The organism is Achromobacter xylosoxidans, assembly GCF_002192695.1.
GTDB classification, from domain to species: Bacteria; Pseudomonadota; Gammaproteobacteria; order Burkholderiales; family Burkholderiaceae_B; genus Achromobacter; species Achromobacter xylosoxidans_C.
Map to the genome: position 1 here is coordinate 18,443 of NZ_MTLG01000003.1, position 18,002 is coordinate 36,444.

The window sequence follows — 18,002 nt, forward strand, 5'->3', positions numbered from 1 at the left end:
TGACGGAGCGCTGGCGAGGTCAACGCTAGCGTTTTACGCGCGCGGCAGGAAGGCGATGACCAGCCAGGCCGCCGCCGCGGGCACGGCGAACACCAGCAGCAGGATGGGCAGTTCCTCGCGCACCGTGTAGCCGGCGCGCGTGACGCCGACCCACATGTTGACGATGGCCATCAGCAGCCACGCGGGCAGGAACAGCTTGGCCGCGGCGATCGAGCCGGCGGCGTCGCCGCCCCATTGCTTGCCGAACAGCGCAAACACGGCCAGCAGCAGCAGGCCTCCGACGATGGTCAACAGTACGTGCATGGCGCCGCTCCTATTTGGTGGTGTAGCCGCCGTTGATCAGCACCGTCTGGCCGGTGATCCACCAGCCGTCCGACACCAGGAAGCGGATGAAGGGCACCACGTCCTCGATATCGGTCAGCCCGGTTTTCGAGAACGGCGACAAGGCGGCCGCAGTCTTATGGTACGCCACCGCGTCGGCGCCTTCGGCCGGATAGAAGAACGGCGTGTCCATGGGGCCGGGACCTACCGCCGTCACGGAAATACCGCGCGCGCCGAACTCCTTGGAGGCGGCGCGGGTGTAGTGCTCCACGGGCGCCTTGGTGCCGGCGTAGGCGGCATAGAAGGGCGTGAACGCACCCAGCAGCGAGGTCACCAGCGTGCAGATCTTGCCGTTGTCGTTGACGTGGCGGCCGGCTTCCTTCAGGAAGAAGAAGGCGGACTTCGAGTTCACCGCGGCCATCTCGTCGTATTCCGCTTCCGTGATTTCGGTGAAGGGCTTCTTCAGCACCTTGCCGACGGTATTGATCGCAATGTCCGGCCGGCCTACCGCGGCCACCGCATCGGCGAACAACTTTTCCATTGCGCCGGCCGAGCTCAGGTCGGCCTGCAAGGCGACGGCCTGCGCGCCGGCGGCCTTGACGGCGGCGACCGTCGCCTCCGCATCGGCCTTGGTGGCCGCGCTGTTGTAATGCACCGCCACCGCGCGCGCGCCTTGCTGCGCCAGATCCCGTGCGATCAAGCCGCCCAGGTTCTTAGCGCCGCCCGCGATGATGACGGTTTTGCCTTTGATTCCGTGGTCTGCCATGGTCCTCTCCGCTATCGGGCCGCCGGATGCAAGCCCTAGTGCAGACGATGATATATTCCACAAAATACGCATAAAACTACTATTTCTGGTATCTCTATCCAGAAATTACGAACAGTGAGGCCAGCCCTTGCAGGAGCCATCCGCCCCATGGACCGCATAGACCTGTTCCGGGTTTACGCCCGCGTGGTCGAGTGCGCGAACTTCTCGCGCGCGGCGGACACGCTGGGTCTGCCGCGCTCCACGGTGTCCGCCGCCGTGCAGGAGCTGGAGGGCAGGCTGGGCGCGCGGCTGCTGAACCGCACCACGCGGCAAGTGGCGCCCACGCAGGAGGGCGCGGCTTTCTATGAGCGCTGCCTGCGCCTGGTGGCCGACATGGAAGAGGCCGAGAACCTCTTTCGCCATACCTCGGTCGGCCCCAGCGGCATGCTGCGCGTGGATGTGCCCGGACGCGTGGGCCGCCTGATCGTGGCGCCGGCGCTGCCGGCGTTCCTGGAGGCCTATCCGCAGATCGACGTCACGCTGGGCGTGACGGACCGTGCCGTCAATCTGATCGAGGAAGGCGTGGACTGCGTGCTGCGGGTCGGCGTGCTGCCGGACTCGGGCCTGGTGGCGCGGCCCATAGGCATGCTGGGACTGATCAATGTCGCCAGCCCGGCCTACCTGGCGCGCCATGGCGTGCCGGTGGCGCCGGACGACCTGGCGGCGGGGCATGTCTGCGTGAACTACGCCTCGCCGTCCAGCGGCCGGCTGGCGCCCTGGGAATGGCTGGACGGCAGTGTGTCCCGGACCGTGCCCTTGCGCGGGCGGGTCACGGTCAACAGCGCCGAAGCCTATATCGCCAGCTGCGTCGCGGGCCTGGGCCTGATCCAGATTCCGGCCTACGACGTGCAGCCGCAGATCGCCGCGGGCGAACTGGTCGAAGTGATGCCGGACCACCGCCCCGCGCCCATGCCGATGACGCTGCTCTATCCGCAGCGGCCGTCGCCATCGCGGCGGGTGCAGGTGTTCGCGGACTGGCTGGAAGCGTTGCTGCGGCCGGCTTGCGGCCTGGGTTGAACGAAAAAAGCCGGCCGTCGCGCTGACGGGCCGGCCTTGCTGGCGCGGGGTTTGGAACCGTTGGCCTACAACTGGATCGCAGACAGATCCGGACGCCGCAGGTGCCAGTCGGTCGCGGCCTGGAAGGCCATGCCGATACGGCCCAGCGCGTCTTCGCCGTTGGCTTTCCCCAGCAGTTGCACGCCGATGGGCATGCCGTCCGCGGAAAAGCCGGCGGGCAGCGCCAGGCCCGAGGCGTTGACGTAATTGCCAGGACGGGTGAAGGCCGCCAGCGGCGTAGCTGCCTCGTCCACGTCTTCCAGCGGGCAGGCGGCAAACGGCAGGCAGGGCGCCAGGACCGCGTCGTAGTCGCGCATCCAGTCCTGCCACGCTTCGCAGGCGCGGGCGTGGGCCTGCAGCGCCAGCACGTAGTCGGCGGCGCTGATCTGCTTGCCGCCCAGCACGCGGGCGCGCACATAGCGGCCCAGCGGCAGGCTGTCGTCCTCGATGTAGTCGCGGTGCTGGGCGTAGGCTTCAGCGGCGATGATCAGGCCGTTGCGCAGCATCATGTCGTGGAAATCGAAGGGGAAGGGCGCTTCCACGCATTCCGCGCCCAGGTCCGCCAGCGCGCGCCGCGTGTCGTCCAGCGCGCCCTGCACCGCCGCGTCGATGGCGATGGGGTATTGCGCCTGAGGCATGAGGGCGATGCGCACGCCGGCCAGCGGCTTTGCGCCCGCGCGCGGGTCGCGGTAGCGATAGGCGGGTACGCCTCGCGTCACCGGATCGCGCGGGTCGGGGCCGGACATGGCCGCGGTCAGCAGCAGCGAATCGCGCGTGTCGCGGGTCAGCGGGCCAATGGAATCCAGCGTGTGGGACAGCGCCACCGCGCCGTACAGGCTGATGAGTCCGCGCGAGGTCTTCAGACCCGTGATGCCGTTGAGCGCCGCGGGAATCCGCACCGAGCCGCCAGTGTCCGAACCCAGCGCGGCGGGCGCCAGGCCGGCGGCTACCGCCACGCCGGAACCGCTGGATGAGCCGCCGGGAATGCGGGCTCGCACCAGGTCCCAGGGATTGCGCGGGGTGCCCATGACGGGGTTGGTGCCCCAGCCGCCGAAGGCGAATTCAACCATGTGGGTCTTGCCCAGCACCACCATGCCGGCGTCGAGCAGGCGGGTCACGGCCGTGGCCGTGGTTTCACTGCGCCGTTCGCGCCAGGCTTGCGAGCCGGCCGTGGTGATCTGGCCTTCGATGTCGCACAGGTCCTTGACCGCCACGGGCAGGCCGTCCAGCGGACCAAGCAGGCCGTAGCCGGCGCGGCGGCGCGCGTCGGCGGCCTCGGCCAGGCGCAGCGCGCCCTCGCGGTCGACGCTGACGTAGGCGCCCAGCACCGGGTTGGCGCGGTCGATGCGGTCCAGGTAGTGCCGCGCCAGCTCCACCGAACTGTAGCGGCCTTCGGCCAGGCCTTGCGCAAGTTCGCCGAGCGTGGCAAATGCAATGTCAGACATGTTTTCCTCGGGTGATGTCAGCGCGGCGCGCGGGCTGCCGCGCGCCGCCTTCCTGCTTGCGCGATCAGCGCTTGTTCCAGTCGGGGGCGGGGTACACCGGCTTTTGCGTGGCCACGTCGGCCGGCCAGACCGGGACCATGCCCTTGCCCGGCAGCAGCTGCACCACGGGGAAGGGCATCAGGAGCTGCTTGCCCGTTTCGTCGATGGCGTAGGGACCGGCCATGACGGTGAGCTTGCCCGACAGGTCCAGCGAGGCCTTCTTCAGCGCAGCCGCGTCGGTCGAGCCTGCCTGCTTGACGATCTCCTCGGTCAGCGCGCCCGCGCCGTAGGCCAGCGCCGTCTGGAAATCGGGCGGGAACTCGGCCTTGGGAAAGCGTTGGTCATAGGCGGCGGCGAACTGCTCGCGCGTCATGCCGGCGTTGACCTTCCAGTTGATCGCGGGGTGGTAGTTGGTGTGGCTGTAGATGTAGTTGGAATCCGCGCCGATGGCCTGGAATTGCGGCGTGGACGCGTAGACCATGAAGACATACGGGAAGTTGATGTCCAGCTGCTTCATCTGGCGCGTCATGCTGATCAGGTCGCCCTCGTACGAGGTCGGCACCAGCGCCTCGGCCCCGGCCGCGCGGGCCTTCTGCAGAATGGTGCTGAAGTCTTTCTGACCCTTGGGGTACTTCTCGAACAGCACCACCTGCATGCCGTTCTTGGCCGCTTGCTCCTTGCCGCCTTCGGCCAGGCCCGCCGGGAACGGTTCGTCCGAATACAGGATGGCGACCTTCTTCACGCCCTGGTTGGCGGCCAGCTCCATGTTGGCGCGCAGCATCGCCGACACCGGCATCTGCGTGCCGGACACCATGTTCTTGAAGCCCTGCTTGTACAGGTCGTCGCTGGCGGCGGACCAGACCATCAGATACTTGCCCAGGCGCTCGGTCACCGTGGCGGCCGCGGCGGTCAGCGTGGAGCCGAAGGGCGCGAACACCAGATCCACTTTTTCATCGACAATCAGGCGTTCGTAAACGCGGGTCACCATCTGCTTGTCGCTGCGGTCGTCCAGCTTGACCAGCTCGACGGGGTATTTCTTGCCTTTGACTTCGATGCCGCCGCGGCGGTTGACGTCGTCGACCCACAGTTCGACGCCGCGCACGCCCGACTGCGAGGCGAGCGCGAAACTGCCGGTCGACGATACGGTCATGCCGACCCGGATCTTGTCCGAGGTCTGGGCGGCGCCCAGGGCAGGGGTCAGGGCGGCGACGGCAAGGGCCAGCGCCGGTAAGCGGGACAGCCAGGGTCTAGCGTGCATGGGGAGGTCTCCTATCGTTTTTGGTATGCGGCCCCGCGTTCCGTGGCGAACCATCGGACACTGGCCAGATGTTGGGCAATGTTTGCTCAACATGCGAGATAGCGTATAACAAATAGGCATGGAGCGCACGCCTTGAATAAATTGAATTACCGACAGACCGAAATGTTGTGGGCCATCGTCATGGCCGGGTCCATCAGTGGCGCCGCCCGGCTGCTGAATATTTCCCAGCCGGCGGTCAGCCGGATGCTGGCGCATACCGAAAAAGCCATGGGCGTGACGCTCTTCGAGCGGGTTCGCGGCAAGCTCAGGCCGACCTCGCAAGTGCAGAGCCTGTTTGAGGAAATCGAGAAAACGCAGCGCATGATGCAGCGCGTCAATGATTTGGCCGACGCGTTGGCGGAACACGGTACGGGGGTGCTGCGGCTGGCGTCCATTCCCAGTCTGGCCCAGTTCCTGGTGCCGCGCGCCGTGGCACGCTTCCAGCAGCGCCGTCCCGAATTGCTGCTGCGGCTGAACACGACAGCGCTGCCCACGCTGATCACCGACGTGTTGCAGGGCGAGGCCGAGCTGGGCTTGGTGGTGATGCAGGCGGATCATCCCTTCCTGATGTCCCAGCCGCTGCACGTGGGGAAGATGGTGGCCGCCATACCCAAGGCGCATCCGCTGGCGGCTCGGGCCGAGGTCAGCCTGGCCGATCTGTCGCCGCATCCGCACATCGTGGTGGGCACGCGCATGCCCTTCGGCATGCTGGTGCTGGGCGCTTTCGAGCAGGCGGGCCTGCCGTGCCGCATGTGCGCCGACGTGCCCTGGAGCCAATTGGCCTGCGCCCTGGTGAACGCCGGGGTGGGCATCGCCATCGTGGATGAATTCACCGTCATGCAGAACACCATGCCGGACGTGGTCATCGTGCCGCTGGCCGAGCGCATTCCCCTGAATATTTCGGCTGTCTATGCCAGCAACCGCGAGCCCTCGGCCATCGCGCTGGAGTTCATCAAGGAGCTGCGCGGGGTGCTTGCCGAGGCCTTTCCTGCCGAAAATAAGGGTTAGTCCTTAACTTGCAGTTATGGTTTGAACTGTTCATAATCGCCTCCAAATAAAGCGGCCGTCCAACCCGGAAACGGCCCGGAGGAAGACATATGAGCAGCAGTCCCGTCCTGGCGGCGGGCGCCGCCTCGCATCGCGCGCAGGATCAGCGCGCCTTGCGGTTGCGCACCCGCATCGCCGTCATCGTCTTTGCCGCCCTGGCCGCCGGCCTGGCCCTGATCCCCATGGCCACGTCGAACATTTCGTTCGCGTTCTACCTGATGCTGTGGATCACCATGGCCAGCGCCATGAACATCTGCGTCGGCTTCACCGGCTATCTGCCGTTCGGCTACGTAGTGTTCTACGGCGTGGGTTCGTACGCCACCGGCATCTGCTACAAGATCCTGGGCTGGCCCATCCTGCCGTCGCTGCTGGCGGCGGGCGGCGTGGGCGTGGCGATCGCGCTGCTGCTGGCGCCCACGCTGAGGTTGCGGGGGGTGTACTTCGGCATCGTGAGCCTGGCGCTGGCCACCATCGTCAAGCTGATCATCTCCAATCTGCCGCAGTCCTTCACTGGCGGCAGCATGGGCATCATCCTGTCCAGCGCCAACAACCCCACGCACAGCTACTACGCCATGCTGGCCGTGATGGGCGCGACCCTGGCCACCGTCACCTGGCTGTCCGTGTCCAGCCTGGGCCGCGCGCTCAAGGCCATCCGCGACGACGACGGCGCCGCCGCCTGCGTCGGCATCCACGTGCCCAACACCCGGCTCAAGGCCTGGCTGCTGGCCGCGCTGTTCCCGGCGCTGGCCGGCGGCATCGAGGCCTGGTACACGAACGTGGTCGATCCGGAATACGCCTTCCACGTGCTGATCACCGCCAAGAGCATCATCTACGCGATGGCGGGCGGCTTCGGCACCATTCTCGGGCCGGTCGTCGGCACGCTGGCGCTCCTGGGCATCGACCACATGATCTGGCAGAAATTCCCGGTGGTGAACCTGCTGCTGCTGGGCCTGATCATCGTGCTGTTGATGCTGTTCCTGCCGCGCGGCATCGTCGGCAGCCTGATCAAACGCAAGCCGCAACTGCGCCGCTACATCGCCTGAGGAACCGCCATGACCGGACTGATTATCCAAGGGCTGATCAACGGCCTGATCCTGGGCGCCATCTACGGCCTGATCGGCGTGGGGCTGAACGTGATCTTCGGCGTGCTGCGCGTGGTCAACTTCGCGCACGGCGAATTCCTGGTGCTGGGCGCGTACTTTGCCTTCTATCTGATGGAGTACGCCGGCATCAATCCGCTGGTGGCGCTGCCGCTGGCCTTCGCTGCGTTCTTCCTGGCGGGCTACCTGCTGTACTTCGTGCTGATTCCGCGCTTGTCCAAGGCGGACGATCCCGAGATCAGCTCGCTGCTGCTGATGTTCGGCGTGTCCATCATGCTGGGCGCCATCATGCTGCTGGTGTTCGACGCCGACGCGCGCTCGCTGCCTTATGAAATCGAGCCCGTGTTCCTGAAGTTCGGGCCGGTGCTGATCCCCACCGTGCGCCTGCTGGCGCTGGTCATCGCGCTGGCCATCATCGGCGCGCTGACGGTGTTCCTGTACCGCACCCAATTGGGCAAGGCGCTGCGCGCCATCATCATGAACCGCGACGCCGTGCGCATCGTGGGCATCAATGCCGAACGCCTGTCGGCCGTGGCCTTCGGGCTGGGCATAGGCCTGGCCGCCGCCAGCGGCGTGCTGGTGGCAATGGTGTTCCCCGCGTTCTCGCCGTTCATGGGCAATGACTACACGCTGATCGGCTTCATCGTCATCGTGCTGGGCGGCCTGGGCCATCCGGTGGGTGCCCTGGTCGGCGCGCTGCTGTTCGGCGTCACGGAGCAGGTATCGGTGGTGTTCTTCAATCCTTCCATCGCCACCACCTGCGGCTTCACGCTCATGGTCGCCACCATCTTCATCCGGCCCAGCGGACTCTTCGGCCGCCAGGCGCTGCGCTAACAGGAGCCGGACACATGTTGAAAGTCAGCAATCTCAAGAAGCGCTTCGGCGGGCTGGTCGCTTTGCAAGGCGTGGACCTGGACGTGCCGCGCGGCTCCATCCTGGGCGTCATCGGCATGAACGGGTCGGGCAAGACCACCATGCTCAACTGCATCAACGGCATCTACACGCCGGACGAGGGCCGCATCGAACTCGACGGCCAGAACATTGCCGGCAAGCAGATCCACGAAGTCGCCCGGCTGGGCGTGGGCCGCACCTTCCAGGTGCCGCGCATCTTCCGCCAACTGACCCTGCTGGACAACCTGGAAGTGGCGCAGCAGCAGACCGGCCGCAGCGCCGACGAACGCTACGCCCAGTCCGAATACTGGCTGCACAAGGTGGAGCTGCACCGGCTGCGGCACAACTACGCCGAGGAGCTGTCCGGCGGACAGCAGAAACTGGTGGAGCTGGCGCGCATCATGGTGGCGCGGCCCAAGGTGGTGCTGCTGGATGAGCCCTTCGCCGGCGTCAATCCGGCGCTGGCGCAATTGCTGATCTCGGTCATCCGCGAACTGCCCGGAGAGCACGACTGCTCGGTGGTGCTGGTGTCGCACGACCTGACCTCGATCTACCAGCTGTCCCACCACATCATCGTCATGAACGAAGGCGCCATCCTGAGCCAGGGCAACGCCGAGCAAGTGCGCGCCGACCCCCGCGTGGTCGAAGCCTATCTGGGAGCCTGACATGAGCACGTCGATACTCGCGCTGGAAGACGTGACCGTGGCCTACCACGGCGACATCACCATCCTGAACCACGTCAACATCCAGGCGCGCGCGGGCAAGGTGACCGGCGTCATCGGCCCCAACGGCGCCGGCAAGTCCACGGTGTTGAAGACCATGTTCGGCTTCCTGCCGCCACGCACCGGCCGCATCACGCTGCGCGGCGCGGACATCAGCGCCCAGCCCTCGCACGAGCGCGCCAGCAACGGCGTGGCTTTCGTGCCGCAGCACCGCAGCCTGTTCGGCGAACTGTCGGTGCATGACAATCTGCTGCTGGGCTGCTGGCCGTTCCGCAAGGACAAGGCTCGCGTGCGCCAGCGCATCGATTCGGTCTACGACCGCTTCCCGATCCTGGCGCAGAAGCGCGACGATCCCGTCTCCAGCATGAGCGGCGGGCAGCAGCGCTTCGTCGAGTTCGGCCGGGCCTTGCTGATCGAGCCGTCCGTCATCCTGCTGGACGAGCCCACCGCCATGCTCGCACCCAAGATCTCCAAGGAGATCTACACGCTGATCCGCGGCTTTGCCGACGAAGGCATGACGGTGGTGCTGGTGGACCAGAACGTGCGCCGCTGCGCCGAGGTGTCCGACTACATGTACATCCTGGAACTGGGCCGCAACAAGGCCGAGGGCGGGCGCGAGGCCTTCGACGATGGCGGCGGGCTGCGCGAGATGGTTGCGTCGTGGATGGATTACAAGATTGATTGACGACGGGGTAGTAACTAGGGATCAGGGCGGCCGTTTGCACGACACTGGTACGACAGCGGGGCGGCGGACGCCTGCCCAGGCTCAGTGTTTCAGCGTCCAATCGTCCAGCCGCAGCCCGGGCACGCGGGAAAATTCACGAGTGTTGTTGGTAACAAGTACCAGGCCCCGGGAGCGGGTGTGGCCGGCGATCATGGCGTCGTAGGGGCCAATAGGGGTTCCGGCGCGCGCCAGTTCGGCGCGAAGCTGACCGGAATCTGCTGCCGCATCGTGGTCATAGTCGAGCACTTCCAGGCGCTTCAGGAAACCGTCGACAACGGCATGATTGCGTATGGGCGCGGCGGACTTTTCAGCGCCATAGGCGAGTTCCATGGCGGTGATCGCGCTGATGCACAGCTGGCCCTGCCGCCGGTTGAACGCCTGCTGCACTGCGTCTGGCTTGTTCTTGATGGCAAAGATGCAGGTGTTCGTGTCGAGCACGAACTTCAGCGGCATGAGCGGCCTCCTGCTCTGTCCATGGGCTGATCGCGGTCGTTGAGAAAATCGGACGTAACCGACTCGCCTGCGAACCAGGCGTCCCAGGACCTGTCGGTCTGCGCTGGTACTGGCGCAGGCCGTTGGTTGATGGCGATGACGTATCCCAGTGCCGGGCTGGCAGGCGGGGCGGTGGTTTTGCGCTGGCTTGCTGGGCGGCCATGATGTGGTTTGCAGACGGATGCTGATTTCATGGCGTTCTCCTCGGTAGATGTATGGCACCCGTCGTTTATAGCGCGCCACAGGTGGCCCGCCTATGACGGCTTACCGCAAGTCGCTGCCAGCCTTGTTCGGCCTGGGCCGGGTTTTGTGCTGCTACGAGCGGCTGGTCAGGCCGGGCGTATCCGGCGCGTGGCGCCGCCGCCACGCCCGCCAGGCTTTGCATTCTTTGACGATCCGGCACGACCTGCCTTGCGCTAATCTGGCTGCGCCACCATCCCCAAGGCGAGGCCCATGCCATGACCTTTCTCGCAAGCGCCAACCTGCTGCGCCGCCGCGACGGCCACGAAGCCCGCGTCACCTTCGTCGAACTCTTCTTCGACCTGGTGTACGTCTTCGCGGTCACCCAGATCTCGCACAGCCTGTTGCACGATCTGACCTTGATGGGCGCGCTCCATTCCCTGGTGCTGTGGTTCGCCGTCTGGCTGGGCTGGCAATACACCTGCTGGGTCACCAACTGGTTCGATCCTGACGCCGTGCCCATGCGCGTCATGCTGTTTGCGGTGATGCTGGCCGGCCTGGTCTTTGGCGCCGCCCTGCCGGGCGCGTTTGGCGCCACCGGGCTGGTGTTCGCCGTCAGCTACGCGCTGATCCAGGTGGGGCGCACGCTGTTCATCGTGCTGCACCTGGGACCCGCGCATCCGCTGGCGCCCAACTTCCGCCGCATGCTGGCGTGGCTGTGCGTGTCGGCGGTCTTGTGGATCGCCGGCGGACTGTCCCAGGACGGCACGCGGCTGGCGCTGTGGGCATTGGCGGTGGCCTGCGAATACCTATCGCCCATGATCGGCTTCCGTTTCCCCGGCCTGGGGCGATCCGCGACCCGCGAGTGGACCATCGAGGGCGGCCACCTGGCCGAGCGCTGCCAGCTGTTCGTCATCGTGGCGCTGGGCGAAACCCTGCTCATCACCGGCGCCACGCTAGCGGGTCTGGAGCGCTGGAGCGCGCCCGCATTGATCGCGCTGCTCGTGGCCTTCCTGGGCACGGCCGCCATGTGGTGGGTGTATTTCGACACCAGCAGCCGCGACGGCAGCGAGGCCATCGTGCATAGCGACGATCCAGGCCGCATCGGCGCCTGGTTCCATTATGTGCATGTCATCCTGATCGCCGGCGTGATCGTGTCGGCCGTGGCCAACGAGCTGGTCATCCTGCATCCGGACGGGCACATCGCCATGCCGGCGGCTGCCGCGCTGATAGGCGGCCCGGCGCTTTACCTGATAGGCAACGGTATCTACAAGACGGTGGTCTATGGCCGCTTCCCGCTGTCGCACGTGGCGGGCTTGGTGCTGCTGGCCGTGCTGGCGCCGATTGCCTTCGTGACCGACAACCTCATGGTGGGCGGCCTGACCACCTTGATCATGATTCTGGTGGCGGCTTGGGAGAGCGTGTCGCGGCGCAGGGCGCATGCCGGCGTTCCGCAAGGAATCGCGGAGTAGCGTCAATCCTGTGAGGGCCGGAGGCCGCCGCAGAGGGGGCCGTTGGATGCTCCCGCGGAGCTGGCAGGCGGCGGCTTTCCACAAAGCCGCCGCGCGGCTCAGATCAGCCCGCGTATCCCCGCGATGCCATGCGCGCCGTGGCGCAATGCCTGCGACACGGTCTGGGTGGACTGGCCGCCCAGTGCGAATACAGGGATGCCGGCGTCGCGATTGCCTGCGACGAAACCTTCCCAACCCAGCGTCGCCGCGCCGGGGTGGCTGGGCGTGTCCAGCACCGGACCCAACACCGCAAAGTCGGCGCCAAGTTCACGCGCGTGGACGACCTGGTCGTTGTCGTGCGCGGATACGCCGACCAGCGCGCCTGCGGGGAGTTCAGGGCGCGCAGTGAGCCTGGCGGCATCGGCCGCGCGCAGATGCACGCCGTCGGCCTCGCGCCACCAGGCGGCGGGATGGACGCTGTTGACCAGCACCCGGGCGCCCGCGGCGCGGCAGCGCTTCTGCACCTGCTGCAGCACTTCATGCAGCGAAGGGGAGGCCACGCCGTCCGGCCATTGCGGTTCGCGCAGCTGCACCAGCTTTACGCCGCGCGCCAGCGCGGCTTCCAGCCGGCCGAGGAAGGCTGCCACGCCCGCCCGCGAACCCGCGGAGCTGATGCCGTAGGACGTAGGCAATTGCAGCCAGCGCAGGGGGGGCAGGGTGGCGGGCAACAGATCGCCCACCGATGCCGCCTGCGCGGGGTTTACCCATTCCAGGCGCTGGTTCTCCAGGCTGCGCGGCTCGCCTTCCCAGCCGGTGACGTGGCAGAACGCCAGGCGCACCGTGGTGTGGGGGTAGGCGTGCACATAGGTGACCCAGGGGCGCGACTGCGTGACGCGGATGCCGATTTCTTCCTGCAGTTCGCGCGCCAGCGCTTGCAGCACGGTTTCGCCCGGTTCCAGCTTGCCGCCGGGCAGTTCCCACCAGCCAGCCCAGGGCTTGCCTTCGGGGCGCTGTCCCAGCAGCAGCATGCCGTCCGGACGCAGGATCAGGCCGGCGGCGACGTCGACGATCTTTTCAGACATGACGGGCTGCCCAGTCGCGCGCGAACTGGTACGCCACGCGGCCCGAACGCGAGCCGCGCTCGATGGTCCATTGCAGCGCCTCGGTGCGCGACGGCTCGATCTGCGCTTCAGGGCAACCCAGTTCGCGCAGCCAGTGGTAGACGATGTCCAGGTAGTCGTCCTGCTTGAACGGATAGAACGACAGCCACAGGCCAAAGCGCTCGGACAGCGAGATCTTTTCCTCGACGGTTTCGCCGGGGTGGATCTCGCCGTCGGGCTGGTGCTTGGCCGCCAGGTTCTCGCTCATGTATTCCGGCATCAGGTGGCGCCGGTTGGAGGTGGCGTAGATCAGCACGTTGTCGCCCGAGGCCGACACCGAACCGTCCAGCACCGACTTCAGCGCCTTGTAGCCGGCCTCGCCTTCCTCGAACGACAGGTCGTCGCAGAAGACGATGAAGCGTTCGGGGCGCGAGGCGACCAGTTCGACGATGTCGGCCAGATCGCCGAGGTCGGACTTGTCCACCTCGATCAGGCGCAGTCCGCGCTCGCCGTAGGCGGCCAGCATGGCCTTGACCAGCGAGCTCTTGCCGGTGCCGCGGGCGCCGGTCATGAGCACGTTGTTGGCGGGCTTCTTTTCCAGGAACTGCAGCGTGTTGCGGTCGATGATGCCCTTCTGGCGCTCGATGTGCTGCAGGTCCGCCATGTCGATGCGCGCCACGTGGCGCACGGCGTCCAGCCAGCCGCGGGCGCCGCGCTTGCGCCAGCGGTAGGCATGGGCGGTCCAGTCGATTTCGGGCGTTGCGGGCGGAAGCCAGGCTTCCAGCTGCGCCAGCACGCGTTCGGCGCGCTGGATAAGGGTGGAGAACTCGGTTGCGGTCACGTGAAGTCCCGGAAGTTTCGGATCAGGAGCGGTAGTCGGCGTTGATCGACACGTATTCGTGCGAGAAGTCGCAGGTGTAGACGGTGTCGCTGACCTGGCCGCGGCCCAGCGCGATGCGCACCTGGATCTCGGCCTGCTTCATGACGCGCTGGCCGTCGGCTTCCTGGTAGGCGGGGTTGCGGCCGCCGTTCTTGGCCACCAATACATCGTCCAGCCACAGGCGGATGTTGGACACGTCCAGGTCGTCGATGCCGGCGTAGCCCACGGCGGCCAGGATGCGGCCCAGGTTGGGGTCCGAGGCGAAGAAGGCGGTCTTGACCAGCGGCGAATGGGCCACGGCGTAAGCCACCTTCAGCGCTTCCTCGGTGGTGCCGGCTTCCTCGACGCGGATGGTCATGAACTTGGTGGCGCCTTCGGCGTCGCGCACGATCTTGGTGGCCAGTTCCAGCGCGGCCGCCGTCAGGGCTGCGCGCACGGCGGCGTAGGCCGGATCGGACTCGGCATTCACTTCGACGCCGGACTTGCCGGTGGCGGCGATGATGAAGGAGTCGTTGGTGGAAGTGTCGCCGTCGACCGTGATGCGGTTGAACGAGGCGTCGGCGATTTCGCCGGCCAGCTTGGACAGCAGCGGCTGGGCGATGCCGGCGTCGGTCGCCAGGAAGCTCAGCATGGTGGCCATGTTGGGCCGGATCATGCCGGCGCCCTTGCTGATACCGGTGAAGGTGACGGTCTTGCCGTCGATCTGGACCTGGGCCGAAGAGATCTTCGGCAGGGTATCGGTCGTCATGATGCCGTGGGCGGCGCTGAACCAGTGGTCGGCGCCCAGGTCGGCGATGGCGGCGGGCAGGCCGGCGACCAGGCGGTCCAGCGGCAGCGGCTCCAGGATGACGCCGGTGGAGAAGGGCAGGACTTCGGCGGCGGGCACGCCCAGCAGCTGGCCCAGCGCGTCGCAGGTGTCCTTGGCCTTTTGCAGGCCTTCCTCGCCGGTGCCGGCGTTGGCGTTGCCGGTGTTGATGACCAGGGCGCTGATCGGGCCGCCGGCGGCCAGATGAGCCTGGCAGACCTGCACCGGCGCGGCGCAGAAGCGGTTGCGCGTGAATACGCCGGCCACGCTGGTGCCCTGCGCGAAGCGGAACACGGTCAGGTCGCGTCGGTTGGCTTTGCGGATGCCGGCCTCGGTAACGCCGATTTCAACGCCGGCAACAGGAAAAATTTCGGACTCGGAGGGGATCTGCAGATTAACGGCCATGACTTCGTCTCATGTATGAGCAGGACGGAATCGCCGCCAGGCGAGGCGGCGCGCGGGGGAAAGCTTCGTATTATCCCACCGGATTGGGACAGCGTCCGGTCAGGGGCCGATCCGCATGGCCGCCACGTCCAGCACGCCGGCCTCGCGGTTGCTGAGCACGCTGCGCACGGCGCCGTCCGGCGCTTGCAGCACCGACTTGCCCGCCGGCACGTCCTCGCCGCCCGCGCGGCGCGCCGAGCGCCCGCGCGACGGCGAGAACAGCAGGTCGCCCGGCTGGACGCCCGGCAGGCGGGCGTTGGCGGCCAGCACCCGGGTGCCGGGCGGGTAGGTCATGTCGCCCAGCACGGTTTCGCGGGCCAGCAGGCCCTCGAAATCCAGCATGCGGCGCTGGCTGTCCAGCTGCATGTCCACCTTCAGCATGGGCATGCGAGCCACCTCCAGCGCCTCGCTGCCTTCGGTGCGCAGCAGCCAGCGCGGCGCGTCGGCGGCGCCGCCATTGACGACCTTCAGCCAGGCGCCGGGCGGCACGGGCTGCTGGTTCAGGGTGTTGCCGATGGCCAGGTGGCAGCTGGCAAAGCGTGGACGGCCATCGTGCAGCACGAATTCAAGGCGATGCCCATGCGCGCACAGCCAACCGTCCTGCGCCTGGTCGCGCGCGATCTCCACCGACAGGGTCTCGGCCTGCTTGCTGCTGGCCGGGTAGCGGAACATGCGCGTGGCCGCGACGCCCTGGATGGAGGCGGGGTGGGTTTCGGGGAAGACGGCGAGATCGAACGAAGCCAGATCGCCCGGCTTGGCCAGGCTGAGCACGGTGCCGGCCGGCATCTCCACGCCCGCCAGCTGGGTGGACTGGGCCAGCACGGTCTTGCGCTCTGCCTCGGCCTGGGCGCTTTGCCGGGCCGAGAACCACAGGCTGAACTGCTGATAGGGAAAGATGGCGCCAACGATGGCGAGGAACGCCATCAGGATGGCGCCGCCGCGCCGGTGGCCGCCCAGCCATTCCCGGGCGCTGGAGGTGGTGGCCAGCACGGCCAGCCAGGTCAGCAGCGTGGCGAGGCAGGCCAGCGAAGCTGCCATCAGCACGTAGAAATTACCGCCAGGAAGGGAAACCGGAATCATGGCGGCAATTATGCGCCAATCCGCAGGCGCTCACCGGCGCGGACGGGCGCTCAGGTCTTGGCGGATTCGGAGCGGGTCGCCACCACTTGCAGCTTGAGTTCGCCCAGGGCCTGGAATAGCGCGTTGCGGGTGCCTTCGGGCAGATCGCCGAACATGGACTTGACCCAGGATTCGTGGGCGCGGGCCATGCGGGCGAAGCTCTTCTTGCCCAGCGGCGTGAGCTTGATGAGCGAGCTGCGGCGATCGGACTCGACCTTGGTGCGCACCACCAGGCCTTCCTTTTCGAGCTGGTCGGTGATGCCGGTGATGTTGCCGTTGGTGACCATCATGTGGCGCGACAGCTCGCCCATCTTCATGCCCTTGGGCGCGCGCTGCAATTGCGCCATCAGGTCGAAGCGCGGCAGCGTCGTGTCGAATTCATTGCGCAGGCGGCTGCGGATCTCGCTTTCGACGAGATTGGCGCAGGTCAGCATGCGCAGCCACAGGCGCAGCGCATGATGGTCGTCGGGCGCGGCGCGGGATTCCAGGTCGGGAGTGTCGGTCATGGCTATGGAAATTACCGGGAATGAGGGGCGGGCGCCAGATGCTTCTGATCAAGGATCGCGCGGATCGGCATACGCGCATTGGCGTAGCCATCGGCGCGCTTCTTGAGTATCGGCGGGATGTCGGGTACTGTCGCGCGAACGTCGTGCCGGGTATTGGGCACGCCGCTTTCATAGTTTTGGTGGAGGGTAGCCATGGCGGTAGCTTATTAGTAAAAACCCTTTGGTAAAAACCCTAGACTTGTTTTGCCGAATACTTTAAACCTAAACTATGAAGCACGCCAGCCTTGGCTGTGCTGCACGAAGTCTTTCGAATCGCGATTTCAAAAAAGAACACCCTCTGCGCGGGCTCGCGCACGGAGCACACCACCATGCGTTTGATCACTTCCCTTCTGGCCGCCGCCGCCCTGGTGCCGGCATTGGCCAGCGCCGACACCATCAAGGTCGGCATCGCCAACGATATCTCCGGCCCGTTCTCGGCGCTGGGCGCGGAAGCCCGCGACGGCTTCAACCTGGCCATCAAGCAACTGGGCAGCAAGCTGGGCGGACAGCCCGCCGAATTCGTGCAGACCGACATGGGCGGCAACCCCGACCAGGCCCGCCAATTGGTGACGCGCTACATCCAGCGCGACAAGGTCGATTTCTTCACCGGTCCCATCGGTTCGAATGTGGCGCTGGCCGTCGGTCCCGCGCTGTTCGCAGCCAAGGTGCCGTACCTGTCGAATAACCCCGGCCCCAGCCAGTTCGCCGGCTCGCAGTGCAATGCGTACTGGTTCGGCACTTCCTATCAGAACGACGCCTTCCACGAAGCGGCCGGCAAGGTCGCGGCGGACCGCGGCTTCAAGAAGATGTTCATCATGGCCCCGGACTATCCGGCGGGCAAGGATGCCTTGAACGGCTTCAAGCGCGGCTACAAGACCGCCCCGGGCGACGAGGTCTACACCAAGCTCGGCCAGATCGACTATGCGGCGGAAATCGCGCAGATCCGCGCCGCCAAGCCGGACGCCGTCTATATCTTCCTGCCGGGCGGCATGGGCATCAACTTCGTCAAGCAGTTCGTCTCGGCCGGCCTGTCGCAGAGCGTCAAGCTGATCGGCCCGGGCTTCTCAGCCGACGAGGACGTGATCCAGGCCGTGGGCGAGCCCATGCTGGGCATGTACAACACGGCGCAGTGGGCGCATGACCTGGACGTGCCGCAGAACAAGACCTTCGTCGAAGCCTTCCGCAAGGAATACAACGGCCGCTACCCCTCGGTGTACGCCGCCCAGGCCTACGACGTGATCATGGCCATGGACGCCGCCGTCAAGCAGGCCGGCGGCAAGGCCTCCGACCGCGAAGCCATCGTGCGCGCGCTGGAAAAAGCCGACTACCCCTCGGTGCGCGGCAGCTTCACCTACGGCAAGAACCACTATCCCATCCAGTCCTATTACCTGCGCGTCGTCGACAAGGACGGCAGCGGCCGCATCACCAACAAGCTGGTGGGCAAGGTGTTCGACAAGTACCAGGACGTCTACGTCGGCGAGTGCAAGCTATAGCCCACCCCCGAAGCGCTGCGCGCTTCCCCCTCAAGGGGGCATGCCT

At 66.6% G+C, this 18,002-nt stretch carries 19 protein-coding genes; 8 read left to right on the forward strand and 11 right to left on the reverse strand.

Annotated features, from left to right (window positions below):
• Positions 1-33: 33 nt before the first annotated feature.
• Positions 34-303 (reverse strand): hypothetical protein, encoded by a 270-nt coding sequence (locus BRO63_RS01350; RefSeq protein WP_088138194.1) that lies wholly within the window; start codon positions 301-303, stop codon positions 34-36.
• A gap of 10 nt (positions 304-313) precedes the next feature.
• A complete protein-coding gene (locus BRO63_RS01355; protein ID WP_088138195.1) occupies positions 314-1,087 on the reverse strand; it encodes an SDR family oxidoreductase in 774 nt (257 codons plus the stop codon).
• 147 nt (positions 1,088-1,234) lie between these two features.
• Between BRO63_RS01355 and BRO63_RS01360 the strand changes: the two genes are divergently transcribed.
• Positions 1,235-2,143: a LysR family transcriptional regulator gene (locus tag BRO63_RS01360; protein WP_088138196.1), complete on the forward strand. Its 909-nt coding sequence runs from the start codon at positions 1,235-1,237 to the stop codon at positions 2,141-2,143.
• 65 nt (positions 2,144-2,208) lie between these two features.
• On the opposite strand, the gene BRO63_RS01365 is transcribed toward BRO63_RS01360, so the two are convergent.
• Together BRO63_RS01365 and BRO63_RS01370 are read right to left on the reverse strand one after the other, a co-directional pair.
• On the reverse strand, positions 2,209-3,627 hold the full coding sequence (locus BRO63_RS01365; RefSeq protein WP_088138197.1) for an amidase: 1,419 nt from the start codon (positions 3,625-3,627) through the stop codon (positions 2,209-2,211).
• Positions 3,628-3,691: 64 nt separating this feature from the next.
• The gene (locus tag BRO63_RS01370) at positions 3,692-4,924 is read right to left on the reverse strand and encodes an amino acid ABC transporter substrate-binding protein (protein WP_088138198.1); all 1,233 of its coding nucleotides are present in this window, start codon (positions 4,922-4,924) and stop codon (positions 3,692-3,694) included.
• A 162-nt stretch (positions 4,925-5,086) separates the two neighbouring features.
• Here BRO63_RS01370 and BRO63_RS01375 point away from each other — a divergent pair, with 162 nt between their 5' ends.
• The 5 genes from BRO63_RS01375 (at position 5,087) to BRO63_RS01395 (ending at position 9,408) form a co-directional block, all read left to right on the forward strand.
• Positions 5,087-5,971 carry a LysR family transcriptional regulator gene (locus tag BRO63_RS01375; protein ID WP_088138199.1) on the forward strand — a complete coding sequence of 295 codons (885 nt, stop codon included), beginning with the start codon at positions 5,087-5,089 and terminating at the stop codon, positions 5,969-5,971.
• A gap of 89 nt (positions 5,972-6,060) precedes the next feature.
• A complete protein-coding gene (locus BRO63_RS01380) occupies positions 6,061-7,053 on the forward strand; it encodes a branched-chain amino acid ABC transporter permease (protein WP_088138200.1) in 993 nt (330 codons plus the stop codon).
• Between the two features lie 9 nt (positions 7,054-7,062).
• The gene (locus tag BRO63_RS01385; RefSeq protein WP_088138201.1) at positions 7,063-7,944 is read left to right on the forward strand and encodes a branched-chain amino acid ABC transporter permease; all 882 of its coding nucleotides are present in this window, start codon (positions 7,063-7,065) and stop codon (positions 7,942-7,944) included.
• A 14-nt stretch (positions 7,945-7,958) separates the two neighbouring features.
• Positions 7,959-8,666: an ABC transporter ATP-binding protein gene (locus tag BRO63_RS01390; protein ID WP_054459256.1), complete on the forward strand. Its 708-nt coding sequence runs from the start codon at positions 7,959-7,961 to the stop codon at positions 8,664-8,666.
• A gap of 1 nt (position 8,667) precedes the next feature.
• The gene (locus BRO63_RS01395; protein WP_054459254.1) at positions 8,668-9,408 is read left to right on the forward strand and encodes a branched-chain amino acid ABC transporter ATP-binding protein; all 741 of its coding nucleotides are present in this window, start codon (positions 8,668-8,670) and stop codon (positions 9,406-9,408) included.
• 81 nt (positions 9,409-9,489) lie between these two features.
• Here the strand turns inward: BRO63_RS01395 and vapC are convergent, their stop codons facing one another.
• A complete protein-coding gene (gene vapC / locus BRO63_RS01400) occupies positions 9,490-9,900 on the reverse strand; it encodes a type II toxin-antitoxin system tRNA(fMet)-specific endonuclease VapC (protein WP_088138202.1) in 411 nt (136 codons plus the stop codon).
• 497 nt (positions 9,901-10,397) lie between these two features.
• Between vapC and BRO63_RS01405 the strand changes: the two genes are divergently transcribed.
• Positions 10,398-11,591: a low temperature requirement protein A gene (locus BRO63_RS01405; protein WP_088138203.1), complete on the forward strand. Its 1,194-nt coding sequence runs from the start codon at positions 10,398-10,400 to the stop codon at positions 11,589-11,591.
• A gap of 98 nt (positions 11,592-11,689) precedes the next feature.
• Here BRO63_RS01405 and BRO63_RS01410 read toward each other — a convergent pair whose 3' ends face one another.
• The 6 genes from BRO63_RS01410 to BRO63_RS33870 form a co-directional block, all read right to left on the reverse strand.
• Positions 11,690-12,652, reverse strand: coding sequence for a Nudix family hydrolase (locus tag BRO63_RS01410; RefSeq protein ID WP_088138204.1), 963 nt, complete (start codon positions 12,650-12,652; stop codon positions 11,690-11,692).
• A complete protein-coding gene (locus tag BRO63_RS01415) occupies positions 12,645-13,511 on the reverse strand; it encodes an ATP-binding protein (protein WP_059373992.1) in 867 nt (288 codons plus the stop codon). Before BRO63_RS01415 ends, BRO63_RS01410 begins: the two co-directional genes overlap by 8 nt.
• A 22-nt stretch (positions 13,512-13,533) precedes the next feature.
• On the reverse strand, positions 13,534-14,760 hold the full coding sequence (gene argJ / locus BRO63_RS01420) for a bifunctional glutamate N-acetyltransferase/amino-acid acetyltransferase ArgJ (RefSeq protein WP_088138205.1): 1,227 nt from the start codon (positions 14,758-14,760) through the stop codon (positions 13,534-13,536).
• 99 nt (positions 14,761-14,859) lie between these two features.
• A complete protein-coding gene (locus BRO63_RS01425; protein WP_088138206.1) occupies positions 14,860-15,879 on the reverse strand; it encodes a hypothetical protein in 1,020 nt (339 codons plus the stop codon).
• A gap of 50 nt (positions 15,880-15,929) precedes the next feature.
• Positions 15,930-16,424, reverse strand: coding sequence for a MarR family winged helix-turn-helix transcriptional regulator (locus tag BRO63_RS01430; protein WP_088138207.1), 495 nt, complete (start codon positions 16,422-16,424; stop codon positions 15,930-15,932).
• Between the two features lie 11 nt (positions 16,425-16,435).
• Positions 16,436-16,618 (reverse strand): hypothetical protein, encoded by a 183-nt coding sequence (locus BRO63_RS33870; RefSeq protein ID WP_143218578.1) that lies wholly within the window; start codon positions 16,616-16,618, stop codon positions 16,436-16,438.
• 174 nt (positions 16,619-16,792) lie between these two features.
• Here BRO63_RS33870 and BRO63_RS01440 point away from each other — a divergent pair, with 174 nt between their 5' ends.
• Positions 16,793-17,956 carry an ABC transporter substrate-binding protein gene (locus tag BRO63_RS01440; protein WP_088138209.1) on the forward strand — a complete coding sequence of 388 codons (1,164 nt, stop codon included), beginning with the start codon at positions 16,793-16,795 and terminating at the stop codon, positions 17,954-17,956.
• Positions 17,957-18,002: the final 46 nt, after the last annotated feature.